The following is a 17,953-nucleotide window of genomic DNA, read 5'->3' on the forward strand; positions in this document are numbered from 1 at the left end:
TAATCAACATGGGCATGAGCATGTACTGTTTCCATAAGACTTTCCTGTCTTATCCAAGTGCTCGTAATGTTCCAATGACCGAGGCTTCTTTGGTGATAGTATTGCTGATAGTGATAGAAAAGATAAAAGCCATCACCATGATCAATACATAAAGGATAACACCACTCATAGCTCGATCGGAACCCATATCATCGATTGTAAATTGAATCGTCTGATTCCTATAAACGGGTAAAAAATCTTCTATTTTATTCCCATTTGTGGTAATTTGTGTGATCAGTGCCTGTAAAAAATCATCCGATGCTTCTTTATCGGATCCTTTTTGATTCGTAAATGTATATGCATAATTATAATGGGTAGAAGTATCGATGGATGCAAAAGCAGCATCGGTAACTAGACCCACATCAAAGGTCAATGCATCGTACATGACATCACTGTTATTTTGAAACAGTGCCGAATAATCAACATTGGCCACAAAACCACTGACTGTAAAAGATTGGTTACCAATATGCAACGTATCGCCAACTTTAATATTGGCGTTATCGGCATGCATTCGATCAATGGCAATTTCATCATTTTTGGTTGGAAGCGATCCTTCCATCACACAAGCTGTATCGACTTTTTTGCGAATAGAGTAAATACGGATGACACTTGATCGATCATCCACTTTTTCGGTGGATTCTTTAAAAATTTGCATACACATTGACTGGTTGTGCAGTAAATGAAGTATCTTTTAAATTATATGTATCGATGGCTTTTTGATAAGCAGCATCTATTTCTTGATTGGCTTGTTCGTAGGCTTCTTGTCGATAGGCTTCGGGAACAGTTTGATCGATTTTTTCATAAGCTTTCTGCTGATAATATGCTTTGATATTGGCTTTTTTGCCACTGGCAATATTTTTCAATGATTCATTGCTGGCTTGTTCTGTAATTCAAAATGACCGTCCTCTAAATGATAGGTCGATTGACTGGTTTTGACGCTAACTAACATACTGCCATTGGTCACATATATAGCCGAGACAAAACCAATGGTCAAGATCATAAATACACTCACCACCAGATATTTTATCCATTCAGCTCGTAATTCGCGTAAAATTCGTTTTCGTAGTGGATTCCTCATAATGGCTACCATTTCAATGTCACTGCGGATACTTTTTCATGATTGAACGTATCATTTCGTACCGTTCCATCGTGTAAATGAATAATGTGATCAGCCATATGACAAATGGCTTCATTATGAGTAACCATCAATATGGTGTTCCCATATCGTGCATTGATGGTTTCAATCAAAGTAAGAATTTCTTTTGAGGTATGATAATCCAAGGCACCAGTGGGTTCATCACATAATAACAAACTGGTATTTTTAACGATGGCTCGACCAATAGATACACGCTGTTGTTGACCACCAGAAAGCTGATTAGGAAACTTATCGCGATGATCCCACAATCCCAAAATTTTGATCAATTCATTCACATCCAATGGATCATCGGCAATGTAAGCACCCGTTTCAATATTTTCCGTAACAGTTAGATTGGGAATCAAATGATACATTTGAAAGACATAACCAACATGTTTCCTCCGATATTGGGTCAAATGCTTGTCATCCATCGTTTCTAATACAGTATCGCCAATTTGGATGGTTCCACAATCAACAGTATCAATTCCACCAATGATATTAAGAAGGGTCGATTTACCGGAACCGGAAGGGCCTAGTAATACACAAAATTCGCCTTGTCTTAACGAAAAACTCACATCTTTTAATACATTTTGTACAGAATCACCATATTCATATTACACAGATCATTAACTTTTAAAAAAATGTTCATTGGCTTCTCCTTCTTGTTTTTTGCTCCAATGTAAAATATGACGCTTAATAAAAAATAAAATATGAACAAGGAACAAAACGATACATAGACTCAATAATCCCATCCAAAAAGAGTTCGTAGCCATCAATAATCGATTCATCTTTAACACCTCTTTTCATCCGTCACAATAGCTGCACACATCGCAATCCCCTCTTGTACCATCGTTCGATAGGATGTCGTACATTGATGAATCTGATCAAATCGTTGTTTTGCCTTTTCTACATCGCCATATACTTTCCAACAACCAATCCATTTACATTCCCTTTGTTCAATGAAACCGATGACATCTTCAATTGAATAGCCTAAAAAGATACCTACTTCATGAGGAAATATATCGCCTTGTTGAAGACGGTGAATCAAATGGGCAACACAACAAACGGGATGCGTATTGGTATAGCCATAGGGTTCCAGTAAACATTGCACTTTTTGATCCGTTAAGATCTTTTCAATATCTTTTGAACGATAGATATAAACAAGTACGCGATCATTCATGATCCGGATGGGAATTAGACGAATTCCTTTTGGTACTAAGATCCGATTGATTCGCACACATTCTTCTACCAACGATTGATGGTCATGATAAGGACAATTAAACAAACTTCCTGCTTTGATTCCTGCAAGTGTAGGTGCTGCTTGATGCATGATATCCATTTCCGACATGTTTTTCTCCTGTTAGCTTTATCTAACTATTTATATGTTAGCATAGACTAACTTTAGAGTCAAAACCGGAATGTTCATTTTCCTCCTACATAAAAAAGCCGAATCGCTGTTAGATTCGACTATTTTACTGATGCTCGTTTTAAGAAGCTATAGGTCATTTCGATTTGTTTATTTAATGGTTGTCGCTTATCTTTATCCTCTACCAACATCTTCGTCAACAATCGCATAGCAACCGCTCCCATATCGTATTCAGGAATGTTGTAAGATGAAATATGTGGACGAACCATATTCAGATATTTATTGTTGAGAATACAAATCAATTCATAGTCATCCGGTACTTTATAGCCGGCTTCTATGGATGCATTTAATACAGCAATCGCCTGCGAATCACGCAATGTGATGACCATTTGACTTGGTTTCATCTTTTTAAAATGTTCCGTTAAGAAAACATAAGAAGATTTATAAGAATCATCATAAGAAATATATTTTTCAAATTTCTTCCCTTTTTCTTCAAAGGCTTTATCAATACCATTCTTCAATTGCTCCATCATGGAAAGATTCAATTTGTCTTCCACCAAAGCAATATCTTCAACGCCTTTATCGAAACAAGCATTAACTAGATCATAGGCCATTTGCTCAAAATCTAAATATACATTTCCCACATTGGCAATATTGGTTTCTGGAATCTTACTACCAACAATGACCATTGGAATTTGATATTCATTTAAAACTTCTAATTCATCTTCAGAAAAATTATCATTAAATAAGATGACACCATCCACTCTGGACTTAATGATGGATTCGATGACATCTTGCATCCTGGAAATTCCCTTGGATGTTGTATGAAACATAATATTGTAATTATAGATCTTTGCCACATCCATCAACCCATTTAGGATCTTTGCATGATATGGAAACATTTTTTCGCCCATAACGATGGATACGGTCGTTGTTTTGGATAAAGCCAGTCCTTGTGCAATCGCATTGGGTTTATAGCCTAATTTCTCAATGGCTTTTTGTACTCGGATCCGTGTATCTTCACGAACGACATTGCTGTCGTTGATCACACGTGAAACCGTAGCCAAAGATACATCCGCCTCTTTTGCGACATCGTATATCGTTATTCTTTTCATTCGCTACCTTCGTCTTTCTTATCAAAAAATTTCTGAATGCCACCAAAAACGGCTTTGTTGAACTTATCCGTTAATTCTTCGGCAGCATCTACACCTTTCTTCAATCCTTCACTTTCTCGAACAATATCCAATCGTTTATCTGCCTTATCGACCAAATCAGCAATTTTATCATTGGACATGAGAATTTCTGTCGTTGATTTAAAACCATCGACGATCAATCCGGTTGCCCCTTCGATTAAATCTTTGCTGGCATCAATGGTTTGTTTAAAATTATCGCTATTCGATACATCCACAGCTTTCTGGCGTGTCGTATCAATGATATTTAATACGTTATCTTTCGCATTCGTAAGATTTTCTTTGATCTTCTCTGGATCGGAATTTTCTTTTAAAACTTGTCGCAAATCATCAAAAACATCTTTGATTTGTTTCTTTCCTTCATCAACGACCTGTTCATTTTCTTTATTATCTTCTTCACGAAAAGAATCCAATTCTTCCAATGATTTTTCTTCAAGCTCATCGACTACATTTTTCTTTTCTTCAGCCATCATTCTTCCTCCTGACTATGATTTACCGGAAATTCTCGGTGCTCTTCTCTTTTTTCGTTGACCTTATCAACAACTGTATCCTTTACATCATTGGCAACCGATTTTACTTTGTCTACATTTTCTTTGATGCTACCATCGGCTTTTTTATCAGCCAACCATTCCTTCACTTGTTTTGATCCTTTATCCAATGATCTGGCTGTCTCGACGACGACTTCACGTGCTTTTGTATTGACATCATCCACACTCTTTGACACATTCTCAATGGTTTCCAGTGGCGTATCTAATTTACGCACCTGCTCATTGACGATAGCCAATGTTTTATCAAATTCTTTAAGCGTTTCAATGATCTTTTTAAATAAAAAGGCTAAATACACTAGAGCAACAACGCCAGCAACGGGTAAAAGATATCGAAATAATTGAGCAATTGCTCCTAATAATTGATCCATTGTCACATCATCACCTCGAGTGCATTATAACACTTTATTTTAGCTCTATCCACCGTAAATGAAAATTTTTTCATGATTTTGAAAGCTCTTACGAACCTAAAAAAAAGAGGAACTAGTCCTCTTCTAACCGCTTCTTTAACATATCTTTTAATAAATAGATATCTTTACTTGACATAAATAGGTAAACAGCAGGCCCCATGGTTTCTAATATTGCCGCCGATGGTTCATCGACATCCAACAACCGTCCCTTAGGACACAATGCCAATAGATCTTGAATCGTTACTGTAATATCCGGCGTTTCACGAACGGCATTTTTGGGAAAATCACACAATACAACTTCATCCGCCATATTTAGACTATCCGCAAATCCTTGTAGAAAATATTGTAGACGACTATAACGATCCGGTTTGTACAAAGCGATGACCTTCTTACCGGGATACTTTTTACGAGCAGCATCGATCATATAACGAATCGCCGTCGGATGATGTGCATAATCATCAACCAAGACAGAATCCTTAACTTCTTCGACTACACTTCTTCGAGCAATGCCTTTAAACGTCTCCAAACCATCAACGATATCTTCCACTTTCATGCCTAAACTATGGGCCAGCGCAAAACATCCCAAAGCATCTTGCAAGAACGTAGATGAAGTCTCGTGCAAAGAAATATGTGCGATTTCTTTTCCTTCGTGTTTTACATCAAAATGCATACCAAATGGTCCTTGTTCAATATGAATAGCTTGATAATCATTGCCATCCTTGAGACCATAAGTAACCGTAGGCACATGATATTTTAATGTAGGTAGCCAGGGATCATCTCCAAAATAAACGATCTTCTTCTGGACTTGATCGGCAAATTGTTGAAAGGCGGATACATAATCATCCATATCTTTATAGTAATCGATATGATCCAATTCCACATTGGTAATCAATGCATAATCGGGATGATAGCACAAAAAATGTCGTTTAAATTCACAAGATTCAAACACAAAATATTCGCTGCCCTTAGGCATATGGCCATGTCCATCCCCAATCAAGTAACCTGTTTTCGCATAACGAGGAAGGATCCATCCTAAAAGTCCTGTCGTTGTGCTTTTTCCATGAGTTCCTGCTACGCTAATGGATTCATAATTTTTCGCAAATTCACCAAGAAAATCAAAGTACCAATAAGCTTGTACATTTGGGTTTTCTTGTGCTGCCTTAATTTCTGGATTGCTTTCATCAAATGCACCACCCATGATGACGATATCCCCATCATGAATGTTCTTGGCATCGAAGGAGCCAAACGGAATGTTTCGTTCTGTTAATCCATCTTGCGTAAAAATATATTTGTCGATATCGGAACCAGTCACTGGATAGCCTTCGTCATGTAAAATACAGGCCAAAGCGGCCATTCCTGTTCCTTTGATTCCTACAAAATGATATGCCATAGTTTCACCCCTTAGTTTTTAGAAGCAAATAACTTCTCTTGTTTTGGCTTTTCTTCTTCGTTCTTTTCTAAGATGTCATCTAACGCAATGGCTTCGGTTTCATCTTTTGCTTTTTGACCCACCGTATCTGGGTCCTTACGAGGAATTTCGTTTTCTTTTCGATAGCTTGGAATGTCTTGACCAAACATTGGTGAAATAACTTGTTCAAAAGAAGAAGAGACAACAGGTTTTTCTAATTCCACTGCATTATGGATCTTATCATACTCTTTTTTATCATCCGCCGTATTCCCAAAGATGGGACTCATGATACTTTGATAATTATATTCTTGTTGTTTTTTACGTACAGGTTTGGCATCTTGATTTAATTTACTACGATCAAAATGATACGGTTTCTTATAAGTCGGACTCGTGTCTTTTTTTTGCACTTTTTGAATATCTAAAGCGCCAAACTGCGTAGCTTTCTTTTCTGGTACAGGATCTAAAACAACATCGGCTAACGAAACAGGATCCGGTTGTTGTACAGGTTGTGGTTTTTCGGGTTCCACCACGGTTGGTTGTGGACTAGGTTCCGCTGCTTTTTTTGGTTCTTCCTTTACTTCTTCTTCGATTTCTTCTTGTTCGTCATCGATATCTTCATCAAAAATAGATTTCATTAAATTCTTAAATTTTGGCATTTCCATACTCCTTTTCCACCGTCATCGCTACATAATCCATCACTTCTTGTTCGGTTTTTCGAAAGGGTGTCACAAACCGACTGATTTCATGACCATCTCGATAGGCAATAAAGCTTGGTACGCTTTGTATTCCAAGGTCTTTACAAAGATCCAACAATTCATCTCGTTGTACTTGATAAAAGGATACATCGGTAAATTTGGGTTGGATATGTTCGATGACCCTGTCCATTCCCACACAATCCGAACATCCCATGCCTGTGAACAAAAAAACCGAAATCGAATCTTGCAGCATGGTTTTCACATAAGCTTCATTTGTATGTATCGGCTTCATTATATCACCGTTTCCAAACACAACGATAAATTGGTTGCCCTTTTGCGACAAATTTTTCTTCGTATTCCGTTTCGACATCTTCTGGATGTGGTTCTTTTCGATAATCCACATTCACTTCGAACATCTGAAATCCCGCGTTTTGAAATTCAATCAAAGAATATTCAAACAATTTCGCATTATCCGTTTTCATTTGGATTTGTCCATCCTTTGCCAATACTTCTTTGTATTGTTCTAAAAAACGCGTATTTGATAATCGCCGTTTCGCATAGCGTTTCTTTGGCCATGGATCCGAAAAATTCAAATGAATGACATCGATTTCCTGCTTTCCGAACCATTCATTCAATGTTTGTGCATCTCCACGAATCAAACACAACTTGCCTTTTTCGGTATCTGTATCATATTTTTTGGCTGCAACACCGGCTGCACTATCATTTTTTTCAATAGCTACAAAACCTTCTCGCGGATAGAGCTTTGACATACCTAATGAATAATTGCCTTTACCACAACCAATTTCCACATGAAGAACTTCCGTATCTAAGAATTGCTTCCATTTCCCCATGTATTGTTCCGGTTCTTTGATACGGCATTTCGCCTGCTCTAAATATTCAACGGCCCATGGGATCTTTCGCATTCGCATGATGAGTTCCTCCTTATACACGACGCTTATTTTACCATAACTAACTTGGAAAACAAACTGAATCACTTCACAAAAAAAGACTTGTATCTTTCAACAAGTCTTATGCTTCTTCTTTCTTTGGTTGATCTTCCGTTTTAGGTTTTGGCAATAATGCCTTTGCACTTACATTGATTCGACCTTTGCGATCAATTTCGGTAACTTTGACATCAATGGTATCCCCAATCTTCAATACATCTTCTACCTTATCAATATGATGATGGCTGATCTTGGAAATATGAAGAAGTCCATCTGTATTGCCAAATAAATTGACAAAGGCACCAAATTTTTCAATACGAACAACCTTAGCCGTATAGACATCGCCAACTTTCGCAACACGTACAATGTTATTGATCAATTCTTTGGCTTTATCGATAGCGGCTTGATCCATATGATAAATCACCACATGACCATCATCATCGATATCGATCTTGACATTGTCGCATTTTTCAATGATTTCATTGATCATCTTTCCGCCTGGACCAATCACATCTTTGATCTTTTCTGGATCAATCTTCATTGTGCCCATTTTTGGTGCATACGGACTTAATTCCTTGCGAGGCTCTGGAATAGCTGCCAACATGTTATCGAGAATTTCTAAACGCGCTTTATGAGCCTGTGCTAATGCTTCCTCAAAAATATCTCGAGTGATTCCTGTTGTTTTAATATCCATTTGTAAAGCTGTAATGCCATTTTTGGTTCCAGCAACTTTAAAGTCCATATCACCAAAATGATCTTCCATTCCTTGGATATCTGTCAATACCGTGTATTTTCCGGTTTCATCATTCATGATCAATCCCATCGCAATCCCAGCAACAGGGGCTTTGATTGGAACACCAGCTGCCATCAATGACATCGTGCCCGCACAAATACTTGCTTGTGAGGAAGATCCATTACTCTCCATGACATCAGCAACTGTACGAATGGTATATGGGAATTCTTCTTCCGATGGTAATACTTGTTTTAAAGCACGTTCACCCAAAGCACCGTGTCCAATTTCACGTCGTCCTGGACTGCCCATACGACCAGTCTCACCTACACAATAAGGAGGGAAATTATATTGATGCATGAATCGTTTGGATTCATTGGTCGTTAGGTCATCAATGATCTGATTTTCATTCAATGCACCCAATGTTGTAGTGGATAACACTTGTGTCTCACCACGTGTAAACAATGCCGAACCATGGACACGAGGCAACAAATCCACTTGTGAATTCAATGGACGAATTTCATCAATTTTACGTCCATCGGGACGAACTTTGTCTTCAATGATCAAACGACGGACTTCATCGGCTTCAATACCATGACAAATTTCACGTGCTTGTTTGATCGCATTGGCTTGTTCTTTTTCTGAAGCATATTCTTTCGCTTCGATCATCGCTGCTGCCTCATCGGTCAATTCATCAATTTTATTGTAACGATCCAATTTTTCTTTAATGGATACAGCTTCACGAATCTTGGCTTCATAGCCTTCGCGTACGGCTGCATCGACTTCTGGATCGACAGTGTACAAATCAATTTCCCGTTTTGGTTTGCCACAAGCTTGAATGATTTCTTCTTCAAAAGCGCATAATTTCTTTACTTGTTCATGTCCAAACATCAAGGCTGCCAACATATCTTCTTCACTGACTTCTTTGGCACCAGCTTCTACCATGTTTAAGGCCTTGGCCGTACCAGCAACCGTTAGATCAATATCACTTTGTTCTTGTTGAGCTACCGTTGGATTGGCAATAAACTCGCCATCGACACGACCGACGTGCACACCGGCAATAGGACCATTAAATGGAATATCCGAAATACACAAAGCCAAACTAGCACCAAACATTGCTGCCATTTCACTTGGATAATCGGGATCGACGCTCAATACTGTATTGACAACTTGCACTTCATTACGGAAACCTTCTGCAAATAAAGGACGAATCGGACGGTCGATCATACGTGCTGTTAAAGTGGCATGTTCACTTGGACGTCCTTCTCTTCGTAAAAATCCGCCTGGAATTCTTCCAACCGAATACAATTTTTCTTCAAAACTTACTGTAAGCGGGAAAAAATCAATACCTTCTTTGGCTTGATGACTCGCACAAGCGGTTGACAATGTGACTGTATCTCCATAACGAACGATGACTGCTCCATCGGCTTGTTTTGCGATTTCCCCTGTTTCTACTGTGATCCCCCGACCACAGAATTCAAAATGAAACTCTTGTTTCGCCATATTTTTATTTTCACCTCATTTAACCTTATGAATCGTAACATAGAAATCTAAAAAAAGATAGAAAAAAAGTAATCGACAAGCGATTACTTTCTCAATCCTAATTCAGCAATAAGTTTTTTATAACGATCTAAGTCCTTACGTTGTAAGTAAGCTAACAAATTCTTACGACGTCCAACCTTTTTCATCAAACCACGTTGTGAATGATAATCATGTTTGTGTTCTTTGAAATGTTCTGTTAAACGGTTGATTTCAGCGGTCAAGATGGCCACTTGAACTTCTGGAGAACCTGTATCTCCTTCATGAATCGCATACTTTTTGATAATTGCATCTTTTTCAGATTTCAGTAACATAATATCCTCCTCTTACTGTCCTTTTCTACCAAGCAAAGGGTTGGATGTTCCCTGTTCCTAGTACAAAAGCGAAAATATGGTATCATGAATCTTCCAAAAAATCAACTAAGATCGTATTTAAGATTTCTAGACCCGCAGGCGTACAAACACATCGACCATTCTGAATCTTCAAATCATTTGCATATTTCTTCAATACTGGTTGATATTCTTTTTCAAAATCCCGATGATATTTTTGATTCCAAGCTTGCACATTCAAGCCAAAAGATGTCCGTAAACTCATCATGATGGCTTCAAAAGGAGGGTCGGACTCTACATATTCGCGAATCGATCCATGTTGGATATAGTCCTGCAATGACGAATTGTGATCGTATCGTTTCCCGTGGATCCTTCCAGAAGCGCCACATCCGATGCCCACAAAATCCGAATCGTCCCAGTAACATAAGTTATGTCGCGAATACATCCCATTTTTACAATAGGAACTAATTTCATATTGCTCATATCCTGCATTTGTTAATTCTTGTCGAATTTTTTCATACATGTCGGCTTCCAAATCCGGATCACAAGGGGCAATGCCTTGTTTGCCAAAGATGGAATGGGGTTCGATCTGTAAAGAATAGATGGATAAATGAGGAAGATCCAATCTTAAAAAAGTATCCAGATCTTTTTGAAGATCGGCCATTGTTTGTTTCGGCAAGCCATACATTAAATCAATGGAAATATTTTGAATTCCATGATCTCGACAATATTGGATGCACTGAAAAATATCTTCCGGTGTGTGCTTTCTTCCTAATGTATCAAGTATCGATGGTTGAAAAGATTGGACACCTAAACTAATGCGATTGATTCCCCATTGGGCATACATCTGAATTTTTTGTTGCGTTAATGTTTCTGGATTGCATTCAATGGTCCATTCATAGTTTTGGGCAAGATATGGCTGAAAACGTTTCACAATGGGTTCTAACATCGAATTCGATAAACTGCTTGGTGTTCCACCACCGAAATATAATGTTTCAATAGAAGAAAACGAAAGTGAGTCGATTTCTTCTAACAGTCGATTCAGCCATTTTTTTTGCATCGATGTGTTGGTTTTATAACGAAAAAAATCACAATAGGCACAAATGGAATCACAAAACGGTATATGCACATACACATGCATCAGTCATCATCCATCGAAAGAACAGCCATGAAAGCTTCTTGAGGAATTTCGACAGAACCCACCATTTTCATTCGTTTCTTTCCTTCCTTTTGTTTTTCTAAAAGCTTTTTCTTTCGTGAAATGTCACCACCATAACATTTTGCCAAGACATTTTTACGTAAAGCTTTGATATTGGTACGGGCAATCACTTTGCCACCAATGGCTGCTTGTACAGGAATTTCAAATTGTTGACGAGGAATGAGTTCTTTCAATTTTATCGCCATCGCATTGCCGCGATTAAACGCAAAATCTTTATAGACGATGGTCGATAAGGCATCGACAACTTGTCCATTTAATAAGATGTCCATCTTTACCAACTGGGATGGTCGATAGCCAATTAATTCATAATCCAAAGAGGCATATCCTTTGGTTGCACTTTTCATCTTGTCAAAAAAATCAAAAATGATTTCGCTCAATGGTAATTCATAAACCAACTGCATGCGAATGTCATCTAACACTTGTAAATCGACATATTCACCGCGTTTTTTCTGACACAATTCCATCATGGGTCCTACATATTCATTTGGAACCAAGATTTCTGCTTTGACATAGGGTTCTTCAATGCGATTGATCTTTTGCATCGGTGGTAACGCACTGGGATTATCAATAGCCTCCATCGTACCATCGGTTTTATAAACATGATAAATAACTGAAGGACTGGTCGCAATCAATTGCAGATTGTATTCGCGTTCTAATCGTTCTTCGACCACATCCATATGCAGCAAGCCTAAAAAACCGCAGCGAAAGCCAAATCCTAAAGCTTGTGATGTTTCTGGTTCAAAATGGAGCGAGGCATCATTTAGTTTTAATTTTTCTAATGCTTCTTTTAGATCATCATATCGTGCATTATCTACTGGATAGAGCCCACAATATACCATAGGATTCATTTCACGATATCCTTGCAGTGGCTGATTAGCTGGATGCAAAGCATTGGTGATCGTATCTCCAACACGCACATCTTCGATATTTTTTATAGCAGCCGAGATCCATCCTACATCCCCTGTATTTAACTGAGACTCGGTAACTTCTTTTGGGGTATGGACACCAACTTCTAAAACTTCATATTCTGCTCCTGTAGCCATAAAACGAATCTTGTCATGGGGCTTGATCGTACCATTTTTTATGGAAACAAACGCAATGACACCGCGATAGGAATCATACAATGAATCAAAGACCAAGGCTTGTAACGGGGCTTGCGGATCACCACTAGGAGCCGGTAGATCATGGACGATTGCCTCTAAGACTTGATCTACATTTTTTCCCGTTTTCGCTGATATTTCTACGGCATGCGAGCAATCCAAACCAATCAGATCTTCAATTTCCTTTTTAACAACTTCAGGTTGTGCACTAGGAAGATCGATCTTATTGATGACAGGAATGATTTCCAGATCATTTTCTAAGGCTAGATAGACATTGGCTAAAGTTTGTGCTTGAACGCCTTGTGCCGCATCCACAACCAAAATGGCTCCGTCACAAGCTGCCAATGAGCGAGAAACCTCATAGGAAAAATCGACATGACCGGGTGTGTCAATCAAATGGAAAAGATAGTCTTCGCCATTTTTGGCATGATAACGAAGCTGAACCGCATTGAGCTTAATGGTGATACCACGTTCTCGTTCCAGATCCATAGAATCCAAGATCTGATCCTTCATTTCTCGTTTTTCTACCGTTTGTGTCAATTCCAAGATACGATCAGCCAAAGTGGATTTTCCATGATCGATATGGGCAATAATTGAAAAATTTCGTATATGTTTTTGGTCCATGTCTACTCTCCTATTCCACTATTTTGCCAACGAAATTACGTCCTTGACCATTATAAAAGTCTTTGGCCTTCATGAGTGGTTTCCCTTCCATTTGGCAAGCACCACATAACAAGATTCCTTCATGTAAAGCAATCGCATATTGGTCTTCTTGCAAACCAAGAATCGTTCCCAAAGGTTGGGTATGACCCACTTGATACGATGGTTGAAATACCTTTAGCTTTTTCTTACCTATATATATGTAGGCTCCGGGATGATCCGACAATGCCCGAATTTGATTGATGATTCGTTGATCTTCTTGATTGAGATCAATATGTTCTTCGGCTTTAGAAATGACAGGTGCATAACTGACCAAGCTTTCATCTTGATCGATATATTTTGCCTGATCCGAACAAATGAGATCAAAGTCTTTGATCAATAACTGACCGGCTGCTTTTCCCATTTTTTCAAAAACGGTAGTCGATGTATCCATCGGTGAAATTTTCACGATTTGAGTATCTAAGACGGGACCAGCATCTAAACCAGAAACCATTTTCATCAATGACATGCCACTCATTGTTTGTCCATCCCAAATGGCTCTTTGAATAGGTGCACCACCACGATATTTTGGCAATAATGAACCATGTAGATTGACGCATCCATACGTAGGTGCCATCAACACTTCATTCGGTACGATCTGTCCATACGCACATGTAACGATCAGATCGGGTCGTTGATCTAAAATAGGTTGATAGTCTTCTTTTATTTTATAGGGTTGAAAACAAGGAATCTGATATTTTAAAGCGAATTCCTTTACAGGAGAATATTGGAGTACGTGTTTCCGTCCTACACGTTTATCGGGCTGGGTAATGACCATGGATACTTTGATATTCGCATCGAACATAGCTTGTAGAACATCGGCAGCAATTTGCGGTGTACCCATAAATAATACTTGATTTTCTGACATCGAGCATGCTCCTTTCAACTTGCCTATTATACCTTATTTTTGCACTCTTGTGTTGCAAAGAAGAAGAGAATTTGCTATAATCCTTTTGCGATTTATGTCAGGAGGTGCAGTCCATGCCACAGATTCAATCAAAGAAAAAACGTGTAAAAACCAACAACAAAGCGCATAAGTTGATGGTAACCAGAAAATCAGCATTGAAAACAAGCATCAAAAAAGTATTAACTGCTGTTGATGCTCAAGATAAAGAAGCTGCGATTGCTGCTTATAGCGAATGCTGCTCAAAATTAGATAGTGCTGTAGCCAAAGGGGTACATCACAAAAACTATGCTTCACGTCAAAAATCACGTTTGGCTAAAGCAATCAATTCGATTCAATAGTTTTTAAAAAGCACCACACGGGTGCTTTTTTTATGCATCTAACATTTTTAATACAAATTGTTCAAAGCCTTCATCTTTATCAATTTGTCCCCTTTTCATTTCTTGATCAAATGTAGCCAATGAAACCAATTGATCCAACAATTCTTGCGATGTGAAATTTTGTGCCCGCTGTGCATTGATCTTTACTCGATATGGATGGGCATGTAAGATCTTGGCGATTTCGGCCTGCGACATACCTTGTTCTACATATACATGCACTTGAAATAAGAAACGTATCTGACTTGCGAGCAAAGCCACGATCGCCACAGGCTCCATGTTCTGTTGACGAAAATTACGATAATAAGATAGAAGCAATAGCGCATTTCGAGAAAATAATGCATCCACCATTTTAAAAACATTATCCGTTGGTTCTGGTGTGATCAATTGTTGACAATCAGCAATGGTTGGCTTTTGCGAATACAGACTTAACTTTTCCATTTCATTTTCAATATGCAACGAATCATAACCAATTCGTGAACAGATCCAATCGATGGTTTGCCGATCTATCTGCATTCCTTTCTCTTTTGCTTTTTCCATCACAAAAGATCGTCGTGATTGATCATCCAATGGCATGCATGCATACACGGTTGACATACTAGCTAATTGTTTGACCGTTTTGCGTCGTTCATACAACTTTTCACAATCTGCACAAAAAATCATGATCAATTGATCCGATGGATCGGTTCTTTTTATAAAGGCTTCCAAATCATATTTTGTGCTATCTTTCATTGCCAAAAAAGTACAATGATGCAATATGATCATCTTTTTGTCATCAAAAATCGACAAGCTATCCATTTCCTGAAGAATCGTTGTTTGTTCGGTTTGCAGACAATCAAAATCAATAGTTTGTTGAATATCGTGTTTGTGTTTGATTGCTTCGATCCGTTGTTCCATCCGACTCCTATCGGTTCCATGTAAAATATAGTTCATGGCTTCATTATACTTGTCTTGACGATGCCAATCAAATGCGATGCGGTTTCAATACATAATATCCCTTTAAAACTGAAAAGATGGATCATTCCTTCTTTCCGGGTTTCAAAAAGGTGAATACCCAACGTATGACAATTCGCGATGACTGTGCTGGATGGATGACCATAATTGTTCTTTTTCCCTACCGAAACCAGACCCACTTTGGGTCGAGTTTGATCTAAAAAAGCCATACTACTTGATGTACTGGACCCGTGATGTCCTAGTTTTAAGATATCGACAGACAATTTATATTGTTGGATCAATTCTTGTTCCACCTGTACACTGGCATCTCCCATCCATAAATAATGAAAATCATCATACGAAAAATAAGAAACAATACTTTCATCATTGGTATCTGACGTTTCTCTTTTTGGCAGCAGAGAGAAAAAAGGATATTTCACCTTTGGCTTTTCATATCGCGAACGAATCACTTGTTGGATAGGAATCATTTTTTCAAGTTCTGTCACGCCGCCATCATGATCAAAATCCGAATGGGTCACAATTAAAGCATCTAAGCGTTTAACTTGCAAATCCTTTAGAACGGGTACAATAATATCTTTCACATTATCTCGATAAAAGCTTTGTCCACAATCGATCATAATGGCACTTTGATGAAAGGGTTCCAAGATCAAAGTACAATCTCCTTGACCAATATCGATCATATATACATGAAAAAAAGGATCCATATAGGGTTGCAGCCATGGCAATATACATAAACCAATACATGCTATTTTGCGTTTTTCCGGGTACAGCACAAAACCAATCACAAGAAGATAAAAAAGAAGGCCTGGAACATAATGAAAATGCGATAACGGAAATTTTTGGATCCAATCGTACCATACATTCGTAAGTGATTGTCCCAATGGAAGCAAAGAACATAATACGATATAGCTGTGAATGGTACGTATCCAGGAAAAACAAAGAAGCAATGGAATATTGAGCTCATGAAAATAAATCAATTGACTGATTGCCAGAAGGAAAGCACGATATTGTTTTCGTTTGTTTGTATATGGAATCAATCGATAAAGAATGGGAAACACGAAAACAAAATCGGTAGCATGTTTTGGAAAAAAACATAAAAAGGTAATGATTGAAGCTGATAGTGCAATATCCCGCTTTTTCAAGAAGCTTGTGTAAAAGGACAAGAGGAAGAATCGAACAAAAGAGATGGTAAATACAAAGAGATAACCATACCCAATCATGAGAATCAGCAAAATAATTTGTACTTTTTCTTTGGAAATATATCGTTGTAGTCTTCGCTGAAAGATATAGAATATACCAATGATTGGCAATCCGAGTCTTGTTAAGATGGAAGGTGTTTCTTCTTGATAAATTCCATAGAAATTGGCTTGAATGACCTTATTTTCTTTCCAACGACTGTATAGCTGACTTTTAAGAGAGTGAGAACTCGATATGAATTGTTTCGCATGGGAACGACCACAATAATAGATATTTTGTTTGGCCATGTAATCCGAGAAAGAAAACTGATGGATGTTTTTTAAATGATCAATGGGTTCAATTTGTGAAACATAGTAACAATCATAGAAATTTGGATCTTTGATGCCATATACGATGATTGCCGTATCTTTATTTTTTGCCAACACATAATTTTGTTTGATTTGATAAATACGATAAATACCCGGATGTACTTCTTGGGTACGAGGATAACATAAGAACATGGATAGGACGATCAGACCCATCCAAAGACAAAGCAGACCTGGCTTATGAAAACGAATCCATAGAAAAAACATGTAAAACATGCCTAATGTTACAATGCAAAAAAGATCATGCGTGATCATCAATGCCCAAAAGCCAATGGCTAGAAAGTAAGACGCCATTGTCATAGACAAATTCGATCCTTGATCTTTTCATACATCTTTTCGCCAATTCCTTTTACTTCTTTCATTTCTTCTAACGATGTAAAAGATTTGGTCTTTCGATAGGCGATAATGCGTCCGGCCAATGCTGGGCCTATGCCTGGTAAAGTTTGTAGTTCTTGTTCAGTGGCCGAATTAATGGATACTTTTTTGAGCGTCGTTGATGATTTTTTGGGAATGACGATAACTTCTTTCGGATTCATTTCTTTTAACATCGCAAGCGATGAAGTATCGGCTTGTTGGGTCAATCCACCGGCTGCTTCAATCAGATCTTTGATGGTACCATCCCATTTTATGGTATACACACCTGGTGTCTTGACTTCTCCTTTGATTTCTACGGTTTTGGTAGATGGAGAAACCAAATCTAAGGAAATCGGTTGGTAACGGCCTACATACGCAAATACAAAAAATGCAAAGATACAAAAAAAGAGAAGCGTTCTTTTCATATAAATCACCCTCCTCTATTACGTTTTGC

The 17,953-nt window shown here is 38.0% G+C and carries 22 protein-coding genes; 1 reads left to right on the top strand and 21 read right to left on the bottom strand.

Annotated features, from left to right (window positions below; translation table 11 throughout):
- Positions 1–49: 49 nt before the first annotated feature.
- The 18 genes from MOZ64_RS02935 to fmt all read right to left on the bottom strand — a co-directional run bounded on the left by MOZ64_RS02935 (position 50) and on the right by fmt (position 14,216).
- Positions 50–694 (bottom strand): ABC transporter permease family protein, encoded by a 645-nt coding sequence (locus tag MOZ64_RS02935; protein WP_320325120.1) that lies wholly within the window; start codon positions 692–694, stop codon positions 50–52.
- Positions 681–902, bottom strand: coding sequence for a hypothetical protein (locus MOZ64_RS02940; protein WP_320325121.1), 222 nt, complete (start codon positions 900–902; stop codon positions 681–683). The genes MOZ64_RS02935 and MOZ64_RS02940 overlap by 14 nt, the downstream gene beginning before the upstream one ends.
- On the bottom strand, positions 899–1,117 hold the full coding sequence (locus MOZ64_RS02945) for a hypothetical protein (RefSeq protein WP_320325122.1): 219 nt from the start codon (positions 1,115–1,117) through the stop codon (positions 899–901). Before MOZ64_RS02945 ends, MOZ64_RS02940 begins: the two co-directional genes overlap by 4 nt.
- 5 nt (positions 1,118–1,122) lie before the next feature.
- Entirely contained in the window at positions 1,123–1,749 is a 627-nt protein-coding gene (locus MOZ64_RS02950; protein ID WP_320325123.1) for an ABC transporter ATP-binding protein, read from the bottom strand.
- Between the two features lie 51 nt (positions 1,750–1,800).
- Positions 1,801–1,962 (bottom strand): hypothetical protein, encoded by a 162-nt coding sequence (locus MOZ64_RS02955; RefSeq protein WP_320325124.1) that lies wholly within the window; start codon positions 1,960–1,962, stop codon positions 1,801–1,803.
- Between the two features lie 2 nt (positions 1,963–1,964).
- Entirely contained in the window at positions 1,965–2,522 is a 558-nt protein-coding gene (locus tag MOZ64_RS02960) for a DUF3793 family protein (RefSeq protein WP_320325125.1), read from the bottom strand.
- A gap of 119 nt (positions 2,523–2,641) precedes the next feature.
- Complete coding sequence (locus MOZ64_RS02965; protein WP_320325126.1) at positions 2,642–3,655, bottom strand: LacI family DNA-binding transcriptional regulator; 1,014 nt, start codon at positions 3,653–3,655, stop codon at positions 2,642–2,644.
- Complete coding sequence (locus tag MOZ64_RS02970) at positions 3,652–4,203, bottom strand: hypothetical protein (protein WP_320325127.1); 552 nt, start codon at positions 4,201–4,203, stop codon at positions 3,652–3,654. The genes MOZ64_RS02965 and MOZ64_RS02970 overlap by 4 nt, the downstream gene beginning before the upstream one ends.
- Positions 4,200–4,646: a DUF948 domain-containing protein gene (locus MOZ64_RS02975; RefSeq protein ID WP_320325128.1), complete on the bottom strand. Its 447-nt coding sequence runs from the start codon at positions 4,644–4,646 to the stop codon at positions 4,200–4,202. The genes MOZ64_RS02970 and MOZ64_RS02975 overlap by 4 nt, the downstream gene beginning before the upstream one ends.
- Before the next feature lie 112 nt (positions 4,647–4,758).
- Entirely contained in the window at positions 4,759–6,075 is a 1,317-nt protein-coding gene (locus MOZ64_RS02980) for a UDP-N-acetylmuramate--L-alanine ligase (protein WP_320325129.1), read from the bottom strand.
- Between the two features lie 11 nt (positions 6,076–6,086).
- Positions 6,087–6,749, bottom strand: coding sequence for a hypothetical protein (locus tag MOZ64_RS02985; protein ID WP_320325130.1), 663 nt, complete (start codon positions 6,747–6,749; stop codon positions 6,087–6,089).
- The gene (locus tag MOZ64_RS02990; protein WP_320325131.1) at positions 6,736–7,080 is read right to left on the bottom strand and encodes a thioredoxin family protein; all 345 of its coding nucleotides are present in this window, start codon (positions 7,078–7,080) and stop codon (positions 6,736–6,738) included. The genes MOZ64_RS02985 and MOZ64_RS02990 overlap by 14 nt, the downstream gene beginning before the upstream one ends.
- 4 nt (positions 7,081–7,084) lie before the next feature.
- Positions 7,085–7,717, bottom strand: coding sequence for a tRNA (guanosine(46)-N7)-methyltransferase TrmB (trmB, locus tag MOZ64_RS02995; RefSeq protein WP_320325132.1), 633 nt, complete (start codon positions 7,715–7,717; stop codon positions 7,085–7,087).
- Between the two features lie 100 nt (positions 7,718–7,817).
- Entirely contained in the window at positions 7,818–9,965 is a 2,148-nt protein-coding gene (pnp, locus tag MOZ64_RS03000; RefSeq protein WP_320325133.1) for a polyribonucleotide nucleotidyltransferase, read from the bottom strand.
- Positions 9,966–10,048: 83 nt separating this feature from the next.
- A complete protein-coding gene (gene rpsO, locus MOZ64_RS03005; protein WP_128519916.1) occupies positions 10,049–10,315 on the bottom strand; it encodes a 30S ribosomal protein S15 in 267 nt (88 codons plus the stop codon).
- A gap of 82 nt (positions 10,316–10,397) precedes the next feature.
- Positions 10,398–11,471, bottom strand: coding sequence for a radical SAM family heme chaperone HemW (gene hemW / locus MOZ64_RS03010; protein WP_320325134.1), 1,074 nt, complete (start codon positions 11,469–11,471; stop codon positions 10,398–10,400).
- Positions 11,471–13,273 (bottom strand): translation elongation factor 4, encoded by a 1,803-nt coding sequence (gene lepA / locus MOZ64_RS03015; protein ID WP_320325135.1) that lies wholly within the window; start codon positions 13,271–13,273, stop codon positions 11,471–11,473. The genes hemW and lepA overlap by 1 nt, the downstream gene beginning before the upstream one ends.
- A 10-nt stretch (positions 13,274–13,283) precedes the next feature.
- Positions 13,284–14,216: a methionyl-tRNA formyltransferase gene (fmt, locus tag MOZ64_RS03020; RefSeq protein WP_320325136.1), complete on the bottom strand. Its 933-nt coding sequence runs from the start codon at positions 14,214–14,216 to the stop codon at positions 13,284–13,286.
- Positions 14,217–14,329: 113 nt separating this feature from the next.
- Here fmt and rpsT point away from each other — a divergent pair, with 113 nt between their 5' ends.
- Positions 14,330–14,593, top strand: a complete 264-nt coding sequence (gene rpsT / locus MOZ64_RS03025) for a 30S ribosomal protein S20 (RefSeq protein ID WP_320325137.1) — start codon at positions 14,330–14,332, stop codon at positions 14,591–14,593.
- Positions 14,594–14,623: 30 nt separating this feature from the next.
- Here the strand turns inward: rpsT and holA are convergent, their stop codons facing one another.
- Genes holA through MOZ64_RS03040 form a run of 3 tightly spaced genes read right to left on the bottom strand, consistent with a single transcriptional unit; the run spans position 14,624 to position 17,924 of the window.
- The gene (gene holA / locus MOZ64_RS03030; protein WP_320325138.1) at positions 14,624–15,562 is read right to left on the bottom strand and encodes a DNA polymerase III subunit delta; all 939 of its coding nucleotides are present in this window, start codon (positions 15,560–15,562) and stop codon (positions 14,624–14,626) included.
- On the bottom strand, positions 15,559–17,445 hold the full coding sequence (locus tag MOZ64_RS03035; RefSeq protein ID WP_320325139.1) for a ComEC/Rec2 family competence protein: 1,887 nt from the start codon (positions 17,443–17,445) through the stop codon (positions 15,559–15,561). The genes holA and MOZ64_RS03035 overlap by 4 nt, the downstream gene beginning before the upstream one ends.
- Positions 17,442–17,924 carry a ComEA family DNA-binding protein gene (locus MOZ64_RS03040; RefSeq protein WP_320325140.1) on the bottom strand — a complete coding sequence of 161 codons (483 nt, stop codon included), beginning with the start codon at positions 17,922–17,924 and terminating at the stop codon, positions 17,442–17,444. Before MOZ64_RS03040 ends, MOZ64_RS03035 begins: the two co-directional genes overlap by 4 nt.
- Between the last annotated feature and the right edge of the window lie 29 nt (positions 17,925–17,953).

It is taken from the genome of Absicoccus intestinalis, assembly GCF_033971885.1.
Classification (GTDB): Bacteria; Bacillota_I; Bacilli_A; order Erysipelotrichales; family Erysipelotrichaceae; genus Absicoccus; species Absicoccus intestinalis.